The 19,271-nt window shown below is 43.5% G+C and carries 19 protein-coding genes; 8 read left to right on the top strand and 11 right to left on the bottom strand.

Going from position 1 to position 19,271, the window contains the following annotated elements:
• Positions 1–42: 42 nt before the first annotated feature.
• The gene (rocD, locus tag FTD44_RS06435) at positions 43–1,275 is read right to left on the bottom strand and encodes an ornithine--oxo-acid transaminase (RefSeq protein WP_129020260.1); all 1,233 of its coding nucleotides are present in this window, start codon (positions 1,273–1,275) and stop codon (positions 43–45) included.
• Between the two features lie 111 nt (positions 1,276–1,386).
• Between rocD and FTD44_RS06440 the strand changes: the two genes are divergently transcribed.
• The 4 genes from FTD44_RS06440 (at position 1,387) to FTD44_RS06455 (ending at position 5,879) form a co-directional block, all read left to right on the top strand.
• On the top strand, positions 1,387–2,160 hold the full coding sequence (locus FTD44_RS06440; protein ID WP_129020261.1) for an enoyl-CoA hydratase/isomerase family protein: 774 nt from the start codon (positions 1,387–1,389) through the stop codon (positions 2,158–2,160).
• Between the two features lie 144 nt (positions 2,161–2,304).
• Complete coding sequence (gene infC / locus FTD44_RS06445) at positions 2,305–2,856, top strand: translation initiation factor IF-3 (protein ID WP_222165690.1); 552 nt, start codon at positions 2,305–2,307, stop codon at positions 2,854–2,856.
• A gap of 121 nt (positions 2,857–2,977) precedes the next feature.
• Complete coding sequence (locus tag FTD44_RS06450) at positions 2,978–5,323, top strand: efflux RND transporter permease subunit (RefSeq protein ID WP_222165691.1); 2,346 nt, start codon at positions 2,978–2,980, stop codon at positions 5,321–5,323.
• 187 nt (positions 5,324–5,510) lie between these two features.
• Positions 5,511–5,879: a hypothetical protein gene (locus FTD44_RS06455; RefSeq protein ID WP_222165692.1), complete on the top strand. Its 369-nt coding sequence runs from the start codon at positions 5,511–5,513 to the stop codon at positions 5,877–5,879.
• Positions 5,880–5,951: 72 nt separating this feature from the next.
• Here FTD44_RS06455 and FTD44_RS06460 read toward each other — a convergent pair whose 3' ends face one another.
• From FTD44_RS06460 to FTD44_RS06480, 5 genes are all read right to left on the bottom strand, one after another.
• On the bottom strand, positions 5,952–6,590 hold the full coding sequence (locus tag FTD44_RS06460; RefSeq protein ID WP_222165693.1) for a hypothetical protein: 639 nt from the start codon (positions 6,588–6,590) through the stop codon (positions 5,952–5,954).
• Between the two features lie 36 nt (positions 6,591–6,626).
• Positions 6,627–7,391, bottom strand: coding sequence for an exodeoxyribonuclease III (locus tag FTD44_RS06465; protein WP_222165694.1), 765 nt, complete (start codon positions 7,389–7,391; stop codon positions 6,627–6,629).
• On the bottom strand, positions 7,388–8,128 hold the full coding sequence (locus FTD44_RS06470; RefSeq protein WP_222165695.1) for a 2-phosphosulfolactate phosphatase: 741 nt from the start codon (positions 8,126–8,128) through the stop codon (positions 7,388–7,390). The genes FTD44_RS06465 and FTD44_RS06470 overlap by 4 nt, the downstream gene beginning before the upstream one ends.
• An 18-nt stretch (positions 8,129–8,146) precedes the next feature.
• Complete coding sequence (locus tag FTD44_RS06475; protein ID WP_222165696.1) at positions 8,147–9,319, bottom strand: T9SS type A sorting domain-containing protein; 1,173 nt, start codon at positions 9,317–9,319, stop codon at positions 8,147–8,149.
• Positions 9,320–9,441: 122 nt separating this feature from the next.
• Positions 9,442–10,452 (bottom strand): NAD(P)/FAD-dependent oxidoreductase, encoded by a 1,011-nt coding sequence (locus FTD44_RS06480; protein ID WP_222165697.1) that lies wholly within the window; start codon positions 10,450–10,452, stop codon positions 9,442–9,444.
• Positions 10,453–10,728: 276 nt separating this feature from the next.
• On the opposite strand from FTD44_RS06480, the gene FTD44_RS06485 reads away from it, so the two are divergent.
• The 3 genes from FTD44_RS06485 to FTD44_RS06495 all read left to right on the top strand — a co-directional run bounded on the left by FTD44_RS06485 (position 10,729) and on the right by FTD44_RS06495 (position 13,377).
• Positions 10,729–11,751, top strand: a complete 1,023-nt coding sequence (locus tag FTD44_RS06485; protein ID WP_124636459.1) for a rod shape-determining protein — start codon at positions 10,729–10,731, stop codon at positions 11,749–11,751.
• 79 nt (positions 11,752–11,830) lie between these two features.
• Positions 11,831–12,808 (top strand): rod shape-determining protein MreC, encoded by a 978-nt coding sequence (gene mreC / locus FTD44_RS16135; RefSeq protein ID WP_222165698.1) that lies wholly within the window; start codon positions 11,831–11,833, stop codon positions 12,806–12,808.
• Positions 12,809–12,825: 17 nt separating this feature from the next.
• Complete coding sequence (locus FTD44_RS06495; RefSeq protein WP_129020270.1) at positions 12,826–13,377, top strand: rod shape-determining protein MreD; 552 nt, start codon at positions 12,826–12,828, stop codon at positions 13,375–13,377.
• 228 nt (positions 13,378–13,605) lie between these two features.
• On the opposite strand, the gene sucC is transcribed toward FTD44_RS06495, so the two are convergent.
• The 4 genes from sucC to FTD44_RS06515 form a co-directional block, all read right to left on the bottom strand.
• Positions 13,606–14,829, bottom strand: coding sequence for an ADP-forming succinate--CoA ligase subunit beta (gene sucC / locus FTD44_RS06500; RefSeq protein ID WP_129020271.1), 1,224 nt, complete (start codon positions 14,827–14,829; stop codon positions 13,606–13,608).
• Positions 14,830–14,983: 154 nt separating this feature from the next.
• Positions 14,984–15,661, bottom strand: coding sequence for a LytR/AlgR family response regulator transcription factor (locus FTD44_RS06505; protein WP_222165699.1), 678 nt, complete (start codon positions 15,659–15,661; stop codon positions 14,984–14,986).
• Positions 15,658–16,698, bottom strand: a complete 1,041-nt coding sequence (locus tag FTD44_RS06510) for a sensor histidine kinase (RefSeq protein ID WP_222165700.1) — start codon at positions 16,696–16,698, stop codon at positions 15,658–15,660. Before FTD44_RS06510 ends, FTD44_RS06505 begins: the two co-directional genes overlap by 4 nt.
• Positions 16,699–16,969: 271 nt before the next feature.
• Positions 16,970–17,659: a hypothetical protein gene (locus tag FTD44_RS06515; RefSeq protein ID WP_222165701.1), complete on the bottom strand. Its 690-nt coding sequence runs from the start codon at positions 17,657–17,659 to the stop codon at positions 16,970–16,972.
• Positions 17,660–17,708: 49 nt separating this feature from the next.
• Between FTD44_RS06515 and FTD44_RS06520 the strand changes: the two genes are divergently transcribed.
• Positions 17,709–18,374: a DUF1287 domain-containing protein gene (locus FTD44_RS06520; protein ID WP_222165702.1), complete on the top strand. Its 666-nt coding sequence runs from the start codon at positions 17,709–17,711 to the stop codon at positions 18,372–18,374.
• A 77-nt stretch (positions 18,375–18,451) separates the two neighbouring features.
• On the opposite strand, the gene FTD44_RS06525 is transcribed toward FTD44_RS06520, so the two are convergent.
• Positions 18,452–19,270 (bottom strand): M48 family metallopeptidase, encoded by an 819-nt coding sequence (locus FTD44_RS06525; RefSeq protein WP_222165703.1) that lies wholly within the window; start codon positions 19,268–19,270, stop codon positions 18,452–18,454.
• Position 19,271 lies beyond the last annotated feature (1 nt).

The raw sequence follows: 19,271 nt of genomic DNA on the forward strand, positions 1-19,271 counted from the left end.
CTTCATAGAAGCCGCCCTTTTTGTATATCTTAGTTGTAATTATTAGAGTTGTTCTAAAGAATCCTTAATAATGGCAACACATTCATCTATCTGTTCTTTGGTAATCACCAGTGGCGGTGCAAAGCGGATTTTATCTCCATGTGTCGGTTTAGCCAGCAATCCCCTTTCTTTCAGCGCCAGGCACAAGTTCCAGGCAGCATCTTTGTCCTCATGACGGATCACAATTGCATTCAGCAAACCTTTACCTCTTACTTCAGCAACATAAGGATTGTTCAGGTCGCGGAGCGCAGTCCGGAAATATTCACCCAGCGTTTGGGCATTTTCCGCCAGCTTTTCATCCTGCAATACATCCAGTGCAGCCATAGCTACTTTACAGGCCAGTGGATTACCACCGTATGTAGAACCGTGCTCTCCCGGTTTGATGTTCAGCATAATCTCATCATCGGCCAGTACGGCTGAGATCGGCAATGTACCACCAGATAATGCTTTACCAAGGATAAGGATATCCGGGCGTACATTTTCATGATCACAGGCCAGCATTTTACCGGTACGGGCCAGACCTGTCTGGATCTCATCTCCGATAAATAATACATTGGCTGCTTTACACATGTCATATGCCTTAGCCAGGTAGCCCTCGTCCGGTACAAATACACCGGCCTCTCCCTGTATAGGTTCTACCAGGAAGGCGGCAACATTTTTATTTTGCAGGGCCTGATCCAGCGCTGCCAGATCGTTGTAGTTCACTACATTATAGCCCGGCATAAAGGGTCCGAAGTTATCTTTAGCGGTAGGATCTGTACTGAAGGAGATCACGTTCAGTGTGCGTCCGTGGAAGTTATCTTTAGCGGTAATGATTACTGCTTCATTCTGTGGTACGCCTTTCTTTACATATGCCCATCTTCTGGCTAGTTTCAAGGCAGTCTCTACCGCTTCCACTCCACTATTCATCGGCAATACTTTATCATAGCCGAATAGTTTAGTGATATATTCTGAATAAGTACCTAAAAGATTACTGTGAAATGCTCTTGAAGTAAGTGTGAGTACCTGCGCCTGATCGCACAGTGCTTTTATAATTTTTGGATGGCAATGCCCCTGGTTCACAGCGGAATAACCACTCAGGAAATCGTAGTAGCGTTTATCATCAACATCCCATACAAATACACCCTCACCCTTGTTCAGCACAACGGGTAACGGATGATAGTTATGGGCTCCATATTGTTCTTCCTGCTCTATATACGAGCGTGTAACATCGCTCAGTAAAACCGTATTTTCCATATAATGCGAAAGTAAATAATTTAATCCGTAGCAAAAAATTGGCCTTCTCCGCAATTTTTAACGTCATATCTCGTGCTAATGACTATCTTTGCCCTGAAATTGTAATTAAACATGATTGAAAATAAAGAAGGATACGTTTCCCAGTCCATCGCAGAAAACGGTATTGCAACTATTGAGTTTCAACATCCGATGAGCAATAGCCTGCCAGGAGCGATTCTGCGTAAGTTAGCCGATACAGTGACTGAGTTAGGTAATAATGATGCTGTAAAAGTGATCATTTTAACCAGCGCGGGAGAAAAAGCTTTCTGTGCCGGAGCCTCTTTTGATGAATTGATTTCGATTACAAACAAAGAAGACGGACACCGTTTTTTCAGCGGTTTTGCTATGGTTATTAATGCTATGCGCAAATGCCCTAAGTTCATTATAGCCCGTATTCAGGGTAAAGCTGTAGGCGGTGGCGTAGGCCTTGCCTCTGCTGCTGATTATGCTATTGCACTGAAAGGTGCCGGCATTAAGCTGAGTGAACTGGCTGTAGGTATTGGACCATTTGTGGTTGGACCTGCAGTAGAACGTAAAGTGGGCTTATCTGCTTTTGCCGAATTATCTATTGATGCTACGAATTGGAGAACCTGCAGCTGGGCCAGAGAAAAAGGCCTGTATGCATCGGTACACGAAACGGTTGCAGAAATGGATGAAGCGATTCAGACACTGGCCAACACTTTATCCAAGTCAAGTCCTGAAGCGATGAAAGACTTGAAAGCTGTAATATGGCAGGGTACTGATCACTGGGACGAGCTGCTGGCCAGCCGTGCAGCAATCAGCGGCCGACTGGTATTAAGCGATTTCGCAGTAAATGCGATCAGTGCTTTTAAAGCAAAGGCATAGAAAACCTAAAGACAATGTGAAAATTCGTCATTTAAATGTTATATTAATGTGATTTTCACTATAAAAAGTTATTGATATATATATTTTTTTATTTTTTTCAATATCTTTGTATACTAATACATAATTTTATACTAATTTCAATTAATGCAGAGAAGAGGGAAACCGCAAATTCCAAATAGATCAAGAGAACCGGAACACAAGATAAACAATATGATCAAGGCCCCACAGGTACGCGTTGTGGGTGAGAATATTGAAGGTGGTGTAATGTCAATCGAAGACGCCCGTAAACTGGCCGAACAGCTTGAAGTAGACTTAGTAGAAATATCGCCGAATGCGGAACCTCCCGTTTGTCGCTTAGTTGATTATAATAAGTTTCTTTACGAAAGGAAAAAGAAAGAAAAAGAACAAAAAGCAAAAGCAAAACAATCTGAGGTTAAAGAAATCAGATTCACTCCCAATACGGATGATCATGACTTTGAGTTTAAATTAAAGCATGCTCAGAAGTTCTTACAGGACGGGGATAAAGTGAAGTGTTTTGTACAATTTAAAGGTAGATCAATTCTATTCCAGGATCGTGGTCAACTGTTGCTGCTGAAATTCGCAGAGAAGTTAGCCGAATTTGGTTCCTTAGAGTCGATGCCGAAAATGGAAGGCCGCAGAATGCTGGCTATGTTTACTCCTAAGAAAAAGAAGTAAGCATCTTTCCAGCCGGTTTGTATAACCGGTATTAACAAGTTTTCATGGTGATAGGGTTTATAGGGCTAGCTCGTTCTCGAGCTGGCCTACTTTTTAATTAAACTGTACAGAATAATTAATTATGTGGCAAAAAATTGCAGACTTTGTGCTGCGCTTCAGGGTATTATTAATTATAATAATATTGGCCATTACCGGGGTAATGGGCTATTATATGACTACCGTGCGGATGAGCTATGACTCTACAGGAGCTATACCTACATCCAATCCCAAATACAAAGTCTACAAAGAATTCCAGGATAAGTTCGGCAACAACGGTAACTCCATTGTACTGGGTGTACAAACCGACAAGCTTTTTGAACCCGAAATGTTCAAGGCTTATCTTAAACTGGTCGAAGACATTAAAAAAGTTCCTTCTGTAGAAGGAGTCCTCTCTATAGGTGATGCCGTAATTCTGGGCAAAGACAGCGCGGGTAAACTCAGTGCTGTACCTATTTTCAAAAAAGATCACGCTCAGCGATATGACAGTAGTAAGGTAGTATTTGATAATCTGCCGATCTACAACGGATTGCTGTACAATAAGGAGACCAATGCCTACCTGATGATGGTGACCATCAATAAGCAGGACCTGGGTACTAAAGAACGCATCCGCATTATTAATGACATTGTAAAACTGGGAGATGACTTTCATGTAAAGCAGCAAACAGATGTACACTACAGCGGCCTGCCCTTTATCCGTACTCAGATGGCGGAGAAGATCAAAAAAGAACTGAACCTCTTCCTGGTTTTATCTCTGGGGCTGACTGCCCTGATCCTGCTGGTCATTTTCCGTTCCTTCACGGCCATGCTGGTCTCTATGATCATTGTATCTATCGGGGTTATCTGGTCATTTGGTACATTGGCCATTTTCGGATACAAAATCTCTATCCTTACAGGAGTTATTCCACCACTGGTTGTGGTGATCGGGATACCGAACTGTATCTACTTCCTGAATAAATACCATACGGAATATAATATAAGTGGCGATAAGATCTCTGCCCTGCGTAATATGGTGGGTAAGATGGGTATTGTAACCCTGTTTACAAACCTTACCGCAGCTATTGGTTTTGGTGTATTTGCCCTTACGGACAGTGTGGTTCTGAAAGAGTTCGGACTGGTGGCCGGACTGAATATTATGGCCCTTTTCTTTGTATCCCTGATACTGATTCCGGCTATATTCAGCTTCCTGCCTGCGCCACATACCAAACAGACTAAGTATACAGAAAGCCGCTGGATGAATGGTATCCTGAACAGGGTTACTACCTGGGTATTTCATCATAAAAAAACATTATTTACAGCCACAATTGTATTGTGTGTTGCCGGATTGGCCGGTATGTTCCGCCTGAAGTCTGTAGGACATATGGTAGATGACCTGCCATCTAAAGATATCATCCTTACGGATCTGCGCTTCTTTGAAAAGAACTTTAAAGGTATTATGCCGCTGGATATCAGTATCGATACCAAAAAGAAATACGGTGCCTTAACCTCCCTGGAAACCTGGGAGAAGGTGGATGTACTGACTAATTTCCTGGAAGCACAACCGGAAATCGGTGGCGGTATTACACTGATTAAAGGAGTAAAATTTGTCAAGCAGGGTTTTGCCGGTGGCGGTCCGGAGAATTATTCCTTACCGGGTGCCACAGAATTCAGTGGGATCAGACCTCAGTTGCTGAGTACTTTCAATAAGCAGAAAAAGCATAATGAAGGTACCGACAGCATGCAGCAAACCGGCGATCAGCTGAATAAGATGCTGTACTCTTTTATCGACAGTAATGCGCAAACAATCCGGGTGAGTGTAAACGTGGCCGATATCGGTTCGGTTGCCATGCCTAAACTGATTGATACCCGAATCAAACCGGTTGTAGACAGCCTGTTTGATAAAGAGCAGTATAATGTGCACATTACCGGTGCCAGCATTATCTATCTTGAGGGAAGCACCTTCATCATCAATAGCCTGCAGGAGAGCCTGCTCTGGGCTTTCGGTATGATCCTGGTATGTATCATTGTACTCTTCCGCTCCGGCAGGATTGTACTTATGGCCCTTATTACCAACATTGTTCCACTCATGATTACCGCAGGGGTAATGGGTTGGCTGAATATTCCGTTAAAACCATCTACCGTACTGGTATTTAGTGTTGCACTGGGTATTACAGTCGATGTTACCATACGATTCCTGGTCAATTATAAACAGGAATTACCCAAGCATGGTTCTATTGCAGAAACAGTTCGGTATACAATTAAAGATACCGGTCTGAGTATTATTTATACCAGCATCATCCTTGTTGTCGGATTTGGTGTATTTGCCGTATCCGAGTTCGGGGGTACGCAGGCATTGGGCTACCTTACTTCCCTGACCCTGTTCCTGGCAATGGTTTTCAATCTAACCTTATTGCCGGCACTGCTGCTGGTTCTGGATAAGAAGAAAAAATAATCCACAATTTACTATTGTACAATAGCCCCTGACAGAATTCTTGTCAGGGGCTATTGCGCATAAATATATGATTCTATAAGAGCAGTATGACATATTGTAATTTATTATAAAATAATTCTCGTTATTTACCAATTAAGAGAATTATTATTTATATTTACGGTATCATTCATCAAACAAAAACAATTTTATGAAAAAAGTACTCCTCTCTCTTATTGTGATGCTGGCCTTCATGACCAATGCAATCGCTAACACCCTTACGATTTACAATTTCACACCATGCTTCTATGGCATCAGTACCCAGGGTGGTTACATATTTGTTGCCCCGGGAACGATGGGTGCTATATATACCAGTGGCTCCGGCGGACCTTATACCAGCGCTAAAGTAATGAATGACGCTACATCTCCTTCCGGTCCGTGGACTGGTCAGCAAGTAAATGTTGGCCCGGGCGCATCATCCGGGTCCAGTGCAAGTGGTGTTGCGTGTAACGGCGGTAATCCATTCACCGTTTTCTGGTCTCCTAATGCTTCAGGAGATATTACTATGATGATCAACTAATGTTTGTTATAATACCCCTTAAAAGTAACAGGCTGCTCTTTGAGCAGCCTGTTACTTTTAAGGGGTATTCAATTATTTCTTTTTCGCAGAACTGATGCGGATATCGGAAAACTGTTTTGATTCCAGATCATATACCGCACGATATTGCTTATTGATAATTTTAAATCCCAGGTCATCAGTTAGTTTCCAATGGTATATAATCTCGACCTGCTTCTTATCCGGTAGAAAATGATACGTAAAATTCGAATCAAAATGATGTATAAATCCATGATTTTTCTTCTTCACGTGCAGCTTATCTGCCTCTGATACCACTTCATCAATAAATTGCTTTCTGATCTGTTTTCCATCCAGCCCATCCAGATCTACCTGTTTCAGCCCGGCCGTCAGTACTTTAAAAAAGTGAATGATATAAGCGTTTTCTACCTGGCGTACAAAATAGGTAAATTGGTCGTCGGTATAGATAATCCTGGTATGTTCCATACCATATTTCTTGCTCTGCCCACTGGCGCCGGTTTTTAAATAGTAGCCCACAAATTGCGGCAGACTGTATGCTTGCGCATGAGACAAATGCTGCCCGGCTTCTATTTCAGCAATCGGCAAACTCATAATATTGATTGCCGCAGGCTTGCCTTTCCGTTCTGCTGCTTTATCAGCAGCCAAAACGGTAAATGTGGTCCATATTGCGATTAAGCATAGAAAGCCATACTTCATATACCTATTATAACGTTGTCTGCGCTTGATTCAGTATTACATCTCAATCTCAGCCATTACCGGACAGTGATCACTGTGTTTTGCTTCCGGCAGAATAGCTGCATGCTTAACTCTTGCCTGCAGATCTTCAGTTACGCTGATATAATCAATACGCCAGCCCTTATTATTGGCACGGGCATTTGCACGGTAACTCCACCAGCTGTAGTGATGCGGATCCTGGTTATGCAGGCGAAAGGTGTCGATCAGGCCATTACCAAACCATTTATCCATCCAGGCACGCTCCTCTGGTAAATAACCAGAACTATTCTTATTACTTACAGGGTTATGGATGTCGATTGGTTTATGACAGATATTATAATCGCCACAAACAATCACAGAGAAATCATGCTTTTTGAGTTCATCTATATACCCGAAAAATTCTTCCAGCCATTGGTATTTATAGGTCTGGCGCTCATCTCCGGAAGTGCCTGACGGGAAGTATGCCGAGATGACTTTGGTACGTCCGAAGGTTAGCGTGAGGGCACGGCCTTCCATGTCGCTCTGCTCAAAGCCGCTGCCATAGGTAACATCATCCGGTTTCACCTTAGAAAAAACGGCCACACCACTGTACCCTTTTTTCTGTGCAGGGTACCAGTAGGTTTCATAACCCAGGTCTTCAAACTGCTTGTAGTCTACATTCTCTTTATGTGCCTTGATCTCCTGAAAACAGATAATATCAGGATTTTCTTCTTTCAGCCATTCTACCAAACCCTTACTCATGGCGCTACGCAGGCCATTTACATTGTATGATATGATTTTCATATAGTCGTAACTTTTTCTAAAACTAAGGCATTATTTTTAAGAATCGGAACCACAGGATGTATATCTACCTGTGTACAGTATTCCAGGTCTTTCAGCAATCCGAAATTGGCTAAGCGCTCATAGTGAGAACCAACTTTCAGATAAGACAACAGATCCGGGCGACGCAAAGCATCATCATACATAGAACCGGCAATCATTGCACTATCGCATTTGATATCAAAGTAAGACTGGACTTTGCGAACCACTGCACCTGCAAAAAGATTGTCTTCCATATTAGGACGGTCTTTCCACGAAGCACAACCTAACAGCACGTCTTTATCCTGTGCAATAAGGAAGTCACAAACAGCGCTCAGGTTCAGGAAGGACCCGATAATGATTGTATCTGCATCCTCTACCTGGTGCAGTAAGCGGGTACCGTTTGTAGTAGTAAGGTTCAGGATTTTACCGGAAATAAATTCTTCCGGATATTCCAATGGTGAATTACCATATTGCAATCCAGGAGCTACCTGGCCATTGCGTTCACCTGCTGTTATACTATTCGGTGTGGATGCACCCAGTGCAATACACTCTTCTACAGATGCTACAGGTACTACTTTCTCCGCTCCATTGGCCAGTGCGGCGGTAATGGTAGAGGTAGCCCTGAAGATATCAATAATCACTACAACTTTCCCTTTTGTATCATATAGATGTAACAAAGCCGGGGAAAAACAAACTTCCAGATTTTTCTTAACTGTCATGTATATATATGCTGCTTTTTACGAAGGTTTTTTGATGAAACGGGTACTATAGTTCAGTCCATTTTCATTGGTTAAGGTAAGAAAATAGCTTCCTGCTGCTAAGGTTGTGATGTCTATAGCAGTGTTATGAAACGCTGCCTGCTGCAGGGTTCGGCCCATAAAATCAGTAATACGGTACTGCTTCCAGTCTTTCTGGCCTGTGCTGATATACAACTGATCTCCTGAAGGATTGGGGTATATGCTGAACTGTATTTCTTTATGTGCTGCGATGCTGAGTGAAGCATCATCCTGGTTCAGGAAGAATTTCCACATTTCCAGTGCCATATCGAATTTGTTATTCGTATTGGCATAATTGTACCAGCTATGTGTGCCGTTATGTATTTTATATAAAGCAGTGCGCTCACGTCCGTTATGTGCATAGCGATAATGGGTCATCCATACCGGATCTGCTGCACTTCCGAAGTTAACGGAGTCAACATAAACCGATTGGTGACGGTTCTCCCAGTAGTGCATCAGGCTATCGACAGAAATACCCGCTTGCGCGGTAATAATGCCGGAGTTGAATACACCCTGCCAGGTAACCACCCCATCGTCTGTACCGTGAAAATGCGCCATGGGTATGGTTTTGCCAGCACAGTTCTGTATTGCCAGGGCTTTAGTACCGGAAGCAGAGGCAGCTGCCCGAAACTGTCCCGGAGCTTCACAGATAAGGCGCTGTGTCATAAATCCTCCGTTGGAAAAACCGCAAACATAAATCTTATCTCCATCCACATTGAAACGGCTCTTAACCGTGTCGATCAGGGCCTTCAGGAATCCGGCATCATCGACATCCGGGTTGAGCGCAAGGTTTCCCAAAGGGGTATTTTCCAGCACGATGCCGCTGTTCCAGCATGCTCCAATATTACCCGCAAGCGGCACAGTGTAATCCAGTGCCTGAGGCGATACCAGCAGCATGTTCGCAGTATCTGCAATTGCCTTCCATGAGGTAAGGTCCACATCATTCATACTACCGCCCAGCCCATGCAGCATCAGCACCACTTTCATCTGTTGCTGACCCGACTGGTGGTGATATGTTTTATACTGCCGCTGACTGTTGCCGGCGGTAATATGTGCGGTATCCCATTGCTGGCTATAGCCAGCAAGAAAAGACATTGCCATCAGCAATGCGGTTAAAACAGTATTCTTTTTCATAAGTAAATTTTCAATGCAGGTTAAGTGTCGGGCGTTAAAAATACAATATTATTAAAGAAAATTGCAATAAGCCAACAAAGGCTGCAATGTGCAGCCTTTGTCCTTTATACAATAATTATTGCTTAAAACTCATTAACACCGTTTACGGTGGTATACTTCATTGTGTATTTTACACCCGGATTGATGTATTTATACACACTGTGGCTCATCAAAGCAGCTTCATGGAAACCACACAGGATCAGCTTCAGCTTATTAGTATAGGTGTTAATATCACCGATAGCCCAGATACCTTCTACACCGGTAGAGTAGTCTTCTGTGTTCACTACAATAGCGCTCTTTTCGATATTTAATCCCCATTTCTCAATTGGTCCCAGTTTAGGGCTCAGGCCAAACAACGGAATTAAATGATCGGCGTCGATAGTAGTTGCTTCTTTGGTTTTGCTGTTCTCCATACTTACCTGCTGCAGGGTTCCGTTACCGGATACTGAAGTAAGATTGGTGTTCAGAACAAGGTTTATTTTTTTCTTTTCAGCAAGTTCCATCACTTTAGACACTGAATCCGGAGCACCTCTGAAGCTTTCGCTACGGTGTACCAGGGTCAGTTCTGAAACGATATCTGCCAGGAAAATAGTCCAGTCCAGGGCAGAATCACCACCACCGGCCAGCACCACGCGCTGTCCTCTGAACTTTTCAGGATCCAGGATCATGTAATTAACCCCTTTTCCGTTTTCGAATTTTTCGAGATCGGCTACAGCCGGTTTTCTTGGTTCGAAACAACCTAAGCCACCAGCAATAACGATAGCCTTAGCCTCGATCTGCGTACCCAGATTGGTCGTGATCAGGAAGTCTGCAGTACCTCTGCGTTCTACTTCTTCTACACGCTCTCCCAGGGTAAAGGTAGGATGGAATGGTTTTGCCTGTTCCATCAGATTGTCTACCAGTTCCTGCGCGCCTACTGAAGGGTAGCCCGGAATATCATATATTGGTTTTTTAGGATATATTTCAGAAAGCTGTCCACCTACCTGAGGTAAATAATCAATAAGGTGACAACGCATTTTCAATAAACCTGCCTCGAAAATAGCAAACAGTCCAACCGGACCGGCGCCTATTATTGCGATATCTGTCTGAATCATTATAGAAATTTAGGCCGCAAAATTACGATTTTATTCGGCATTACATAAAATCTCATATAACTAAGATCTAAAGATTTACATAAATTTTACACTATTTCTAAAAACAAATTGTTATTTATATATAAAAAAATTAGCTTTGCTTTTCTTATTCTCCAGTATTTTCCACACAAGGAAAACAGAGATTTTTCAGGGTAAAATAATTGTGATTTTTTTCTCCCGGCATTTTAGCAAGATGCTTTACTGACAAGGGTTGCAAGTAATGATATACAAACAAAAATGGGTTTATTTAATTTTTTAACACAAGAAATTGCAATCGATTTAGGTACTGCAAATACCTTAATTATTCATAACGATCAGGTAGTGGTTGACGAACCGTCCATCGTAGCTAAGGAACGCAGCACTAATAAAATAGTGGCTGTGGGCAAAAAAGCGATGATGATGCACGAAAAAACGCATGAGGAGTTGAAAACCATCCGTCCGATGAAAGACGGTGTGATAGCAGACTTTGATGCGGCTGAAGGCATGCTGCGCGAAATGATCAAAATGGTATATCCGAAGAAACCGTTATTCCCGCCAAGCTGGAGAATGGTCATCTGTATCCCTTCCAGCATCACAGAAGTAGAGAAGCGTGCCGTTCGCGACAGTGCTGAACAGGCTGGTGCAAAAGAGGTGTACATGATCCATGAACCAATGGCTGCGGCTTTAGGTATCGGTATTGATGTGGAAGAGCCTACGGGTAACATGATCATTGATATAGGTGGTGGTACCACTGGTATCTCCGTGATCTCGCTGGCTGGTATCGTTTGTGATCAGAGTATCCGTATTGCCGGTGATGAGTTTACTGCAGACATCCTGGAAGCTATGCGTCGTTATCACAGCCTGAACATTGGTGAGCGTACTGCTGAACAGATCAAGATCCATGTAGGTTCTGCTCTGAAAGAGCTGGATAATCCACCGGATGATATTGCTGTAAATGGTCGTGACCTGGTAACCGGTATTCCTAAGCAGATCCAGGTTTCTTACCAGGAGATTGCTGAAGCACTGGACAAATCTATCTTCAAAATTGAAGAGGCGATCCTGAAAGCACTGGAAAGCACTCCTCCTGAGCTGGCTTCTGACATCTACAGAAGAGGGCTGTATTTAACTGGTGGTGGTGCCCTGCTGAGAGGTCTGGATAAGCGTATTTCCAATAAGATCAAACTGCCGGTACATGTTGCGGAAGATCCGTTACGTGCGGTAGTAAGAGGTACAGGTATGGCGCTGAAAAACATCGATCGTTTCACCTTCCTGATGAAATAATTTTTAGAACACATAGTAATGGCTCAATTAGACAATACTGAATAATTGAGCCATTTTACAATATAAAAAGACGGTATTTGTGGTCAAACTCATACAGCTCATACGACAATACTGGAACGTTATCCTGTTCGTCCTGCTGGAACTGATCTGTTTCCGGCTGATCGTGAAAAGTAACAGCATGCAAGGTTCTGACCTGATCAATTCATCTAATGCATTGGCTGGCTTCTTTTACGAAAAACAGAATGATGTAGTTACTTATTTCCAGCTCAGAACGGTCAATAAAGAGTTGCTGGCAGAAAATGCACGGCTGCATAATGAACTTTCCGGATTTCAGTATTTTGATACCCTGCAGAATGTTTCTGCCAAAGTTCCATTGGTGGTATATGATACGGTTAAGGCCAGAAAAGACAGCGCTCTTGCTGTAAATGACAGCACACAGTCGGCAAAACCGACTATTGTACAGGAGCTGAGACCATTTGGTAATCCTAAGATTGTGGGCTATGCTTCCTATACATACATTGCTGCCCGTGTGATTAATAACTCTGTTGTAAATGACCGCAACAACTATATTACGATCAACCGCGGTGCTGCCGACGGTATCCGTAAGGATATGGCTGTGGTTTCCAGCGAGGGTATTGTAGGTCGTGTGGCGGATGTATCAAATCATTATGCTACTATCATTTCTGTACTCAGTTCCCGTAATATCAGTACACAGATCGCCGGTGGTAATATAGGGGTAACCAGCTGGTCCAATAACTCTCCGGATTTTGTAATGATGTCGCAGGTAGATATCCGTACTAAAGTAAGAAAGGGCGATACCGCATATACCACATCATATTCTGTATACCCGGAAAATGTACCGGTAGGTACTGTTGTCGCAATTGATACTTATAAAGTGAATAACTCTCTTAACCTGAAACTGCGCTTATCCAACAACTTCCGTAACCTGAAATATGTATACGTGGTGAAAGATAACCTGGGTACAGAGCGTAAAGACCTGGAAAAAGCTGCGGCAGCCAAAGAGAAGGCGGCAATGGATGCGGTACATAAAAAATAACCTGAGATTCTGTAATAATGAGTATATATTTAAGAAATTTCCTGCGCTTCCTGGCTTTGATCGGTATCCAGGTATTGCTGCTCAATAAATTGTCTTTACGCTGGTGGACTAGCCCTAACGGCTTTCCTACCTTTACGCCTTTTGTATACCCTTTATTTATCCTGCTGCTGCCTATCTCCACACCTGTATGGTTTGTGCTGATCTCCGGCTTTGGACTGGGACTTACAGTAGATATGTTTATGAATACCGGTGGTATACATGCAGCGGCTTGTGTATTTATGGCATTTGCCCGTATGGCAGTTTTAAAGCCAATTCTGCCGCGTAAGATATATGAGTATAAGAACCTGTCGCCTTCTGTAAAGACGATGAACTGGACGCCGTTTATGACCTATTCCAGCATATTGTTGTTCCTCCATCACCTGGCATATTTACTGCTGGATATCTGGAGCCTTCATGCCCCGCTGTACCTGGTGATAAAACTGCTGGCTTCACTGGTGACCAGCCTTCTGTTTGTGGCATTGTATTCCCTGTTGTTTTCCAACTCGATCAATACGCAGTATAAAGATTAAAGGTAAACGGGTTGTACCCGAAACTATATTTATGAAAAGGCACGCATTATAGAATGCGTGCCTTTTCATTGCTATTATATCCCGGTACAACCGTGCAGCTCTACCGGCACAAGGTATAAACTTGCACTGGATTGTGATCCAGATCGCAATGAGATATAGGTATAAAAAAGACCCGTTCCGGAATCGGAACGGGTCTTTTTTATATTGACTCCTTATGGAGCTGAAATCTTATGCTGTAACTGCAACTGCTTTTTGTACCAGTTCAGCAGCTTCGCTCAACAGGATAGCAGATTGTACTTTCAGACCAGATTCTTCGATCAGTTTTTTAGCTTCTACCGCGTTAGTACCTTGCAGACGAACGATGATAGGGATTTGGATATCACCTAAGTTGTTGTACGCTTCGATAACACCAGCAGCAACACGGTCACAACGAACGATACCACCGAAGATGTTGATCAGGATAGCTTTTACGTTAGGATCTTTCATGATGATACGGAAACCAGCTTCTACAGTTTGTGCATTAGCAGTACCTCCTACATCCAGGAAGTTAGCAGGCTCACCACCAGCCAGTTTGATCATATCCATGGTAGCCATTGCCAGACCGGCACCGTTTACCATACAACCTACGTTACCATCCAGTTTTACGTAGTTCAGGTTGAATTCACCTGCTTCTACTTCTGTAGGATCTTCTTCAGATTTATCTCTTAACGCTTCGATGTCTTTGTGACGGATCAGGGCGTTATCATCGATATTCATTTTACAGTCAACTGCAATGATTTTATCATCAGCAGATTTGAACAGAGGGTTGATCTCCAGCATACCGCAATCCAGACCAACATAAGCGTTGTACAGATTGGTTACGAATTTGATCATATTTTTTTGTGCATCACCGGTCAGACCCAGGTTGAATGCGATATTGCGCGCCTGGAATCCTTGCAGGGAATAACCAGGTTTTACGAACTCTTTGTAGATTTTCTCAGGAGTGCTGTGTGCTACTTCTTCGATATCCATACCACCTTCGGTAGAGTACATGATAACGTTTTGTTTTGTAGCGCGGTCTAATAAGATAGACAGATAGAACTCTTTACGATCGCTAGGACCATCATAGTACATATCTTTTGCCAGCAGGATTTTGCTTACTACTTTACCCGCTTCGCCGGTTTGGATAGTAACCAGTGTATTACCTAAGATATTTGTAGCAACCGTTTTCACATCATCAGCGCTCTTCACAACCTGTACACCATGCTGAGACGGTACTTCTTTCATTGTACCTTTACCACGACCACCCGCGTGAATCTGTGCTTTCAACACAGCAAATTTGCTGTTAGTTTCCGCAGCAATTTTCTCGTAAGCAGCTACTGCCTCTTCCGGGGTAGAGCAAGCAACACCTTCCTGTACAGGAACGTCGTATTTTTTTAATAACTCTTTCGCTTGATATTCGTGTAAATTCATTTTTATGGATTTAAAAAAAATTGATTTTGCAAATATAATAGTTTTTGAAGATAAAAATTGGAATAGAAAGGCTAATTCCCTATAATATCATTTGGTAAACAGGCTTCCATATTAAATATTTTAGCCATAAAAAGTAAAAATGCCTGTCGGTGCACTAAAAGTGCTTCTGAATCTCATCTTTATACGTCTCCCCTATCGGTATGGTCATATCACCTACCTGCAATGATTTATATTGCACCGAATCGATCCGTTTCAGGGGCACAATAAAGGAGCGATGCACCCTTATGAACAGGTTGCCTGGTAACTGCTCCATAATATTCTTCATCGAAAAACGGGCCACAATCTTGGGTTTATTTACCTGGTAGATCTGTATATAATCGTCCAGTCCTTCAATGTACAGGATATCTTCATATGGGATGCGGTGCAGTTTATAATCGGCACGGATCATCAGATGGCTTTGGGTCGTCTGGTTCTTACGGAAGTTCCACTCATTACGAGCCTTCTCCAATGCCTGCATAAACCGTTCTGAAGAAAATGGCTTGAGCAGGTAATCAGTCGCATTTACATTAAAGCCCTCAACCGCATATTCACTGTATGCAGTGGTGAAAATGACCATAGGCCCGTTTTCCAGCATTTTATAAAATTCAATCCCGTTCTTTACCGGCATCTGTATATCCAGGAACAACAGATCTACAGGATATTTGTTGAGGTATTTTACGGCTTCGCTCTGGCTGGTAAATGTTTTCTCCAGCGATACAAAATCGACCTGCTCACACAAATGGGTGATTACTTTAAGGGCCAATGGTTCATCATCTATTGCAATTGCTTTCATGATTCCAGGAATATTTTCAGGTCTACAAGATACATCCCGTCCGCCTGTGTGGCAAACTGGAGTTTATGCTTCTGCGGGTACACAAGGTTCAGTCGTTTCTGTACATTTTCTATGCCGGTACCGGTTTTGTGCTGCTCGTCAAAACTAGTTGCAGCAATGGTATTGAGTACAGTCAGGTGCAGCTGGTAATCGGAGAGCACAAACCTGATGTCTATTACAGAATCTTCATCGGGATTCACTCCGTATTTAAAGGCATTCTCGATAAAAGGGATCAGCAGCATGGGCGCAATACGCTTACCATCGGGACTGCCCTCTATCTGCATACTGAACTGTACATTATCGCTGATCCGCAACTTCTGCAGATCGATATAATCTTTGATATATTGTATTTCTTTACTGAGGGCCACAAAGTCCTGCGCACTCTCACTCACTACATAGCGCATGATGCCAGACAACTTCAATACAGCCTCCGGCGCCCCATCTGATTTTTCAAGCGTGAGCGCATACAGGCTGTTGAGGGTATTGAACAGGAAATGCGGATTGATCTGTGCTTTGAGGTAAGACAGCTCTGCCTGTGTCTTCTCCTCACGCATCTCATCCATACGTACGTTAACCTTCATCAGTATAGATGAAAAATAGATGATGAGGAATTGTACAATACCGCCACCAAACAGTTCCATAACAAAACGGGAAACCCTGCGGTGCTGCCGCGCCGGAAACTGAGGTCTTATGCTGGGTCTGGTACGCTCAAAGAAAAATATCCAGTCGGGCAGTTTCAGGATCAGGTAAAAGCAGGCTATACTAATGAGTACATACAGTAGCTTCTGATCTTTAAAAAACAAGCGGGGTAAAAGAATATAGTAATTGAGATAGAAGAAAAACAGCAGCAGTACCTGCCGGCAGAAGACATTCTGAAAAGGTCTTATCGCAAACAGGTTTCGTCCGGTATTAAAATCGGGCGAAAACAGTACGGGCATCATCAGGAAGCCGATACTGCCCAGTATATGAAACATTATGGTGCGTTGCTTTTTAGTCATATCGATCGGTTGATCTTCAAAATTAGTCCATACCGCAACATACAAAATGTAAAATGCGACCAAAAGTGGTATTTCATCGGCATAAAATAGTCAAAAAATACATATTCCTACAAAAAACAGCCATTTACCTATATTATTTTTCCGACACGTAAAGGCATACTACTTTAGCATCACAACGGTTTTAGTTTTAGTAGTGCTAACCCCGGTTATTATTTAGGTAATAGTAGTATGAGTAGACAACAAAGTCGCGCCTGGCGCGGCTTTGTCTGTTTTAGGCCGTACGGCTGCAGTAAGCCTTAAACTCGCAGGCATAGGGTTGTTCACATTGCGGGCCCATATGTATCGCCGGTGCATCGGATTCTTTCAGCAACTGCTGAAATGCAGTTACTTTCTCTTCCATTGCAGCACAATTGGCTTGCAACGTTTCTGTAAGGTCTATGATTTTATATCCGTCCTGCCCGTCATTCAATACTATATTGAAAGTGAGCGGAGATTGTAATGCGCTGCTGCAGATATAATACTGCAGACTCAGGTCCCAGATAAAAACGGGTTTGAGCTGCTCACTGTTTTTAACTTCGTATATGGTATAAGCATCTCCCTCCTTCACCAGCACATCGGTCATCACCAGTGTTTTGCCACTGATAAAACAGGCTTCGAAAATAGTGACTGCCGGTTCCTGCTCCAATACTGCGCTTGTATAAGAGGCGCCCATTGTATACACGTCATTACCCAGCACGGCGGGTACATCTACTGCCGGGCTAAAACGGCTTTTAAACAGGTATTCAAAATCGCGGCCCTCCCGGAAGCGCTCCAGGGTAGCGGCATCGTGGGGGGTGCGCTCTTTGGGCTTATGCTTGTTGAGGTATAAATACTTCTGACACTGCATGCCTTTTACAAAGGTGCTTTTAGACAATTGATAGAATTGTGGTGTCAGGTATCGTATCTCAATGGGGGCGTACATACTTATGGAAAAATACAAAATTAGCGTCTTTTGTAAACATAGATACCTTATGCTGAAGCGAAATCTATTTTTCCTCTTACTGGCAGGTCTCCTGAATGCCTGTAATACCAATAGTCCGGCACAGAAATCGACCGGCAAATCAGACCGGTATAACAACATTCCAGGGCAGGCCGTAGCCGTATTGCCTGTGGCTACAGCCAGGGGTAATGAACTGGCCCGGGCTGCAGAAGGCATAGTAGATGACCGGATTGTATATGACCCGCAATACTTTGCTATTGATTATCCCAACGGAGATGTTCCCAAAGGTAAAGGGGTGTGCACAGATGTCGTTATCCGGAGCTTTCGTAAGATAGGTATCGATCTGCAGAAAGAGGTGCACGAAGACATGCAGGCTCATTTCTCTCTTTACCCCCAAATATGGGGCCGGACCTCTACCGACCGGAATATTGACCACAGGAGGGTACCGAATCTGATGACATATTTTTCCCGAAAGAAATATGAAATGGCCATTACACAAAAAGGTACCGATTACTTACCCGGCGATATTGTGGCCTGGCGCCTGCCTGCGGGGCAGACCCATATCGGTATTGTGAGCCAGGAGGCGGCCTCTGACAGAACGCATTACCTGGTTGTACACAATATTGGTAATGGCCAGGTGCTGGAAGATTGCCTCTTCAAATTTGAGATCATAGGGCATTACCGTTTACCTTCATAGCAGGACAACGTTTTGACATATAGATAATACAGATCGGGCGGCAATTTGCCGCCCGATCTGTTGAAATATTAAAATGATTACTTTTTAGTACTATAGATCGCCATTGACTGTGGCAAATGGCTCTGGATATTTTTGATCCGTGTTGCATCGCTGGGATGCGTACTCAGGAACTCCGGCGGGGCACCACCCGAACCGGCTGCCATTCTTTGCCAGAAGCCTACTGCCTCTGAAGGATTATATCCCGACATAGCCATAAAGTCCAGTCCCATAAGATCTGCTTCAGACTCATGTTTGCGGGAGAAGGGTAAGATAACCCCAACTGAGGTTCCTACTCCGTAAGCTGTATTGAACAGGTTACGGGTCTCCTGCGGTTTATTGGCCAGTGCTACACTCAGTGCTGCTCCGCCAAACTCCTGTATCAGTCCCTGGCTCATGCGTTCATTACCATGGCGCGCAATGGCGTGGGCAATCTCGTGACTCATGACTACTGCCAGTCCGGTTTCTGTTGCCGTAACCGGGAGAATTCCGGTATACACAACCACTTTTCCGCCGGGCATACAGAAGGCATTTTTCTGGGCATCCTGTACCAGGTTAAACTCCCAGTTGAATCCTTTCAATATACTGCTCTGGCCTTTACCGGCATAATAGGCCTGAATGCCTTGTGCCAGTTTATTGCCTACCCGCTGTACCATTTGCGCATCTGCCGTGCCGGTCACTCTTTTGTTCTGGGCAAGGAAGGTGTTGTACTGCTCATTGGACAGTGAGGTAAGGGTACCTTCCGGTACCAGGTTCAGCGAGGTTCTGCCTGTAGTGGGGTTTTTAAAACACCCGGCTACACTTCCGGCAATGGCTACTGCCATTACCGCTCCCAATACTTTTTTCATTTCTTTTTTCATG

This window comes from Edaphocola aurantiacus (genome assembly GCF_019797745.1).
GTDB classification, from domain to species: domain Bacteria; phylum Bacteroidota; class Bacteroidia; order Chitinophagales; family Chitinophagaceae; genus Edaphocola; species Edaphocola aurantiacus.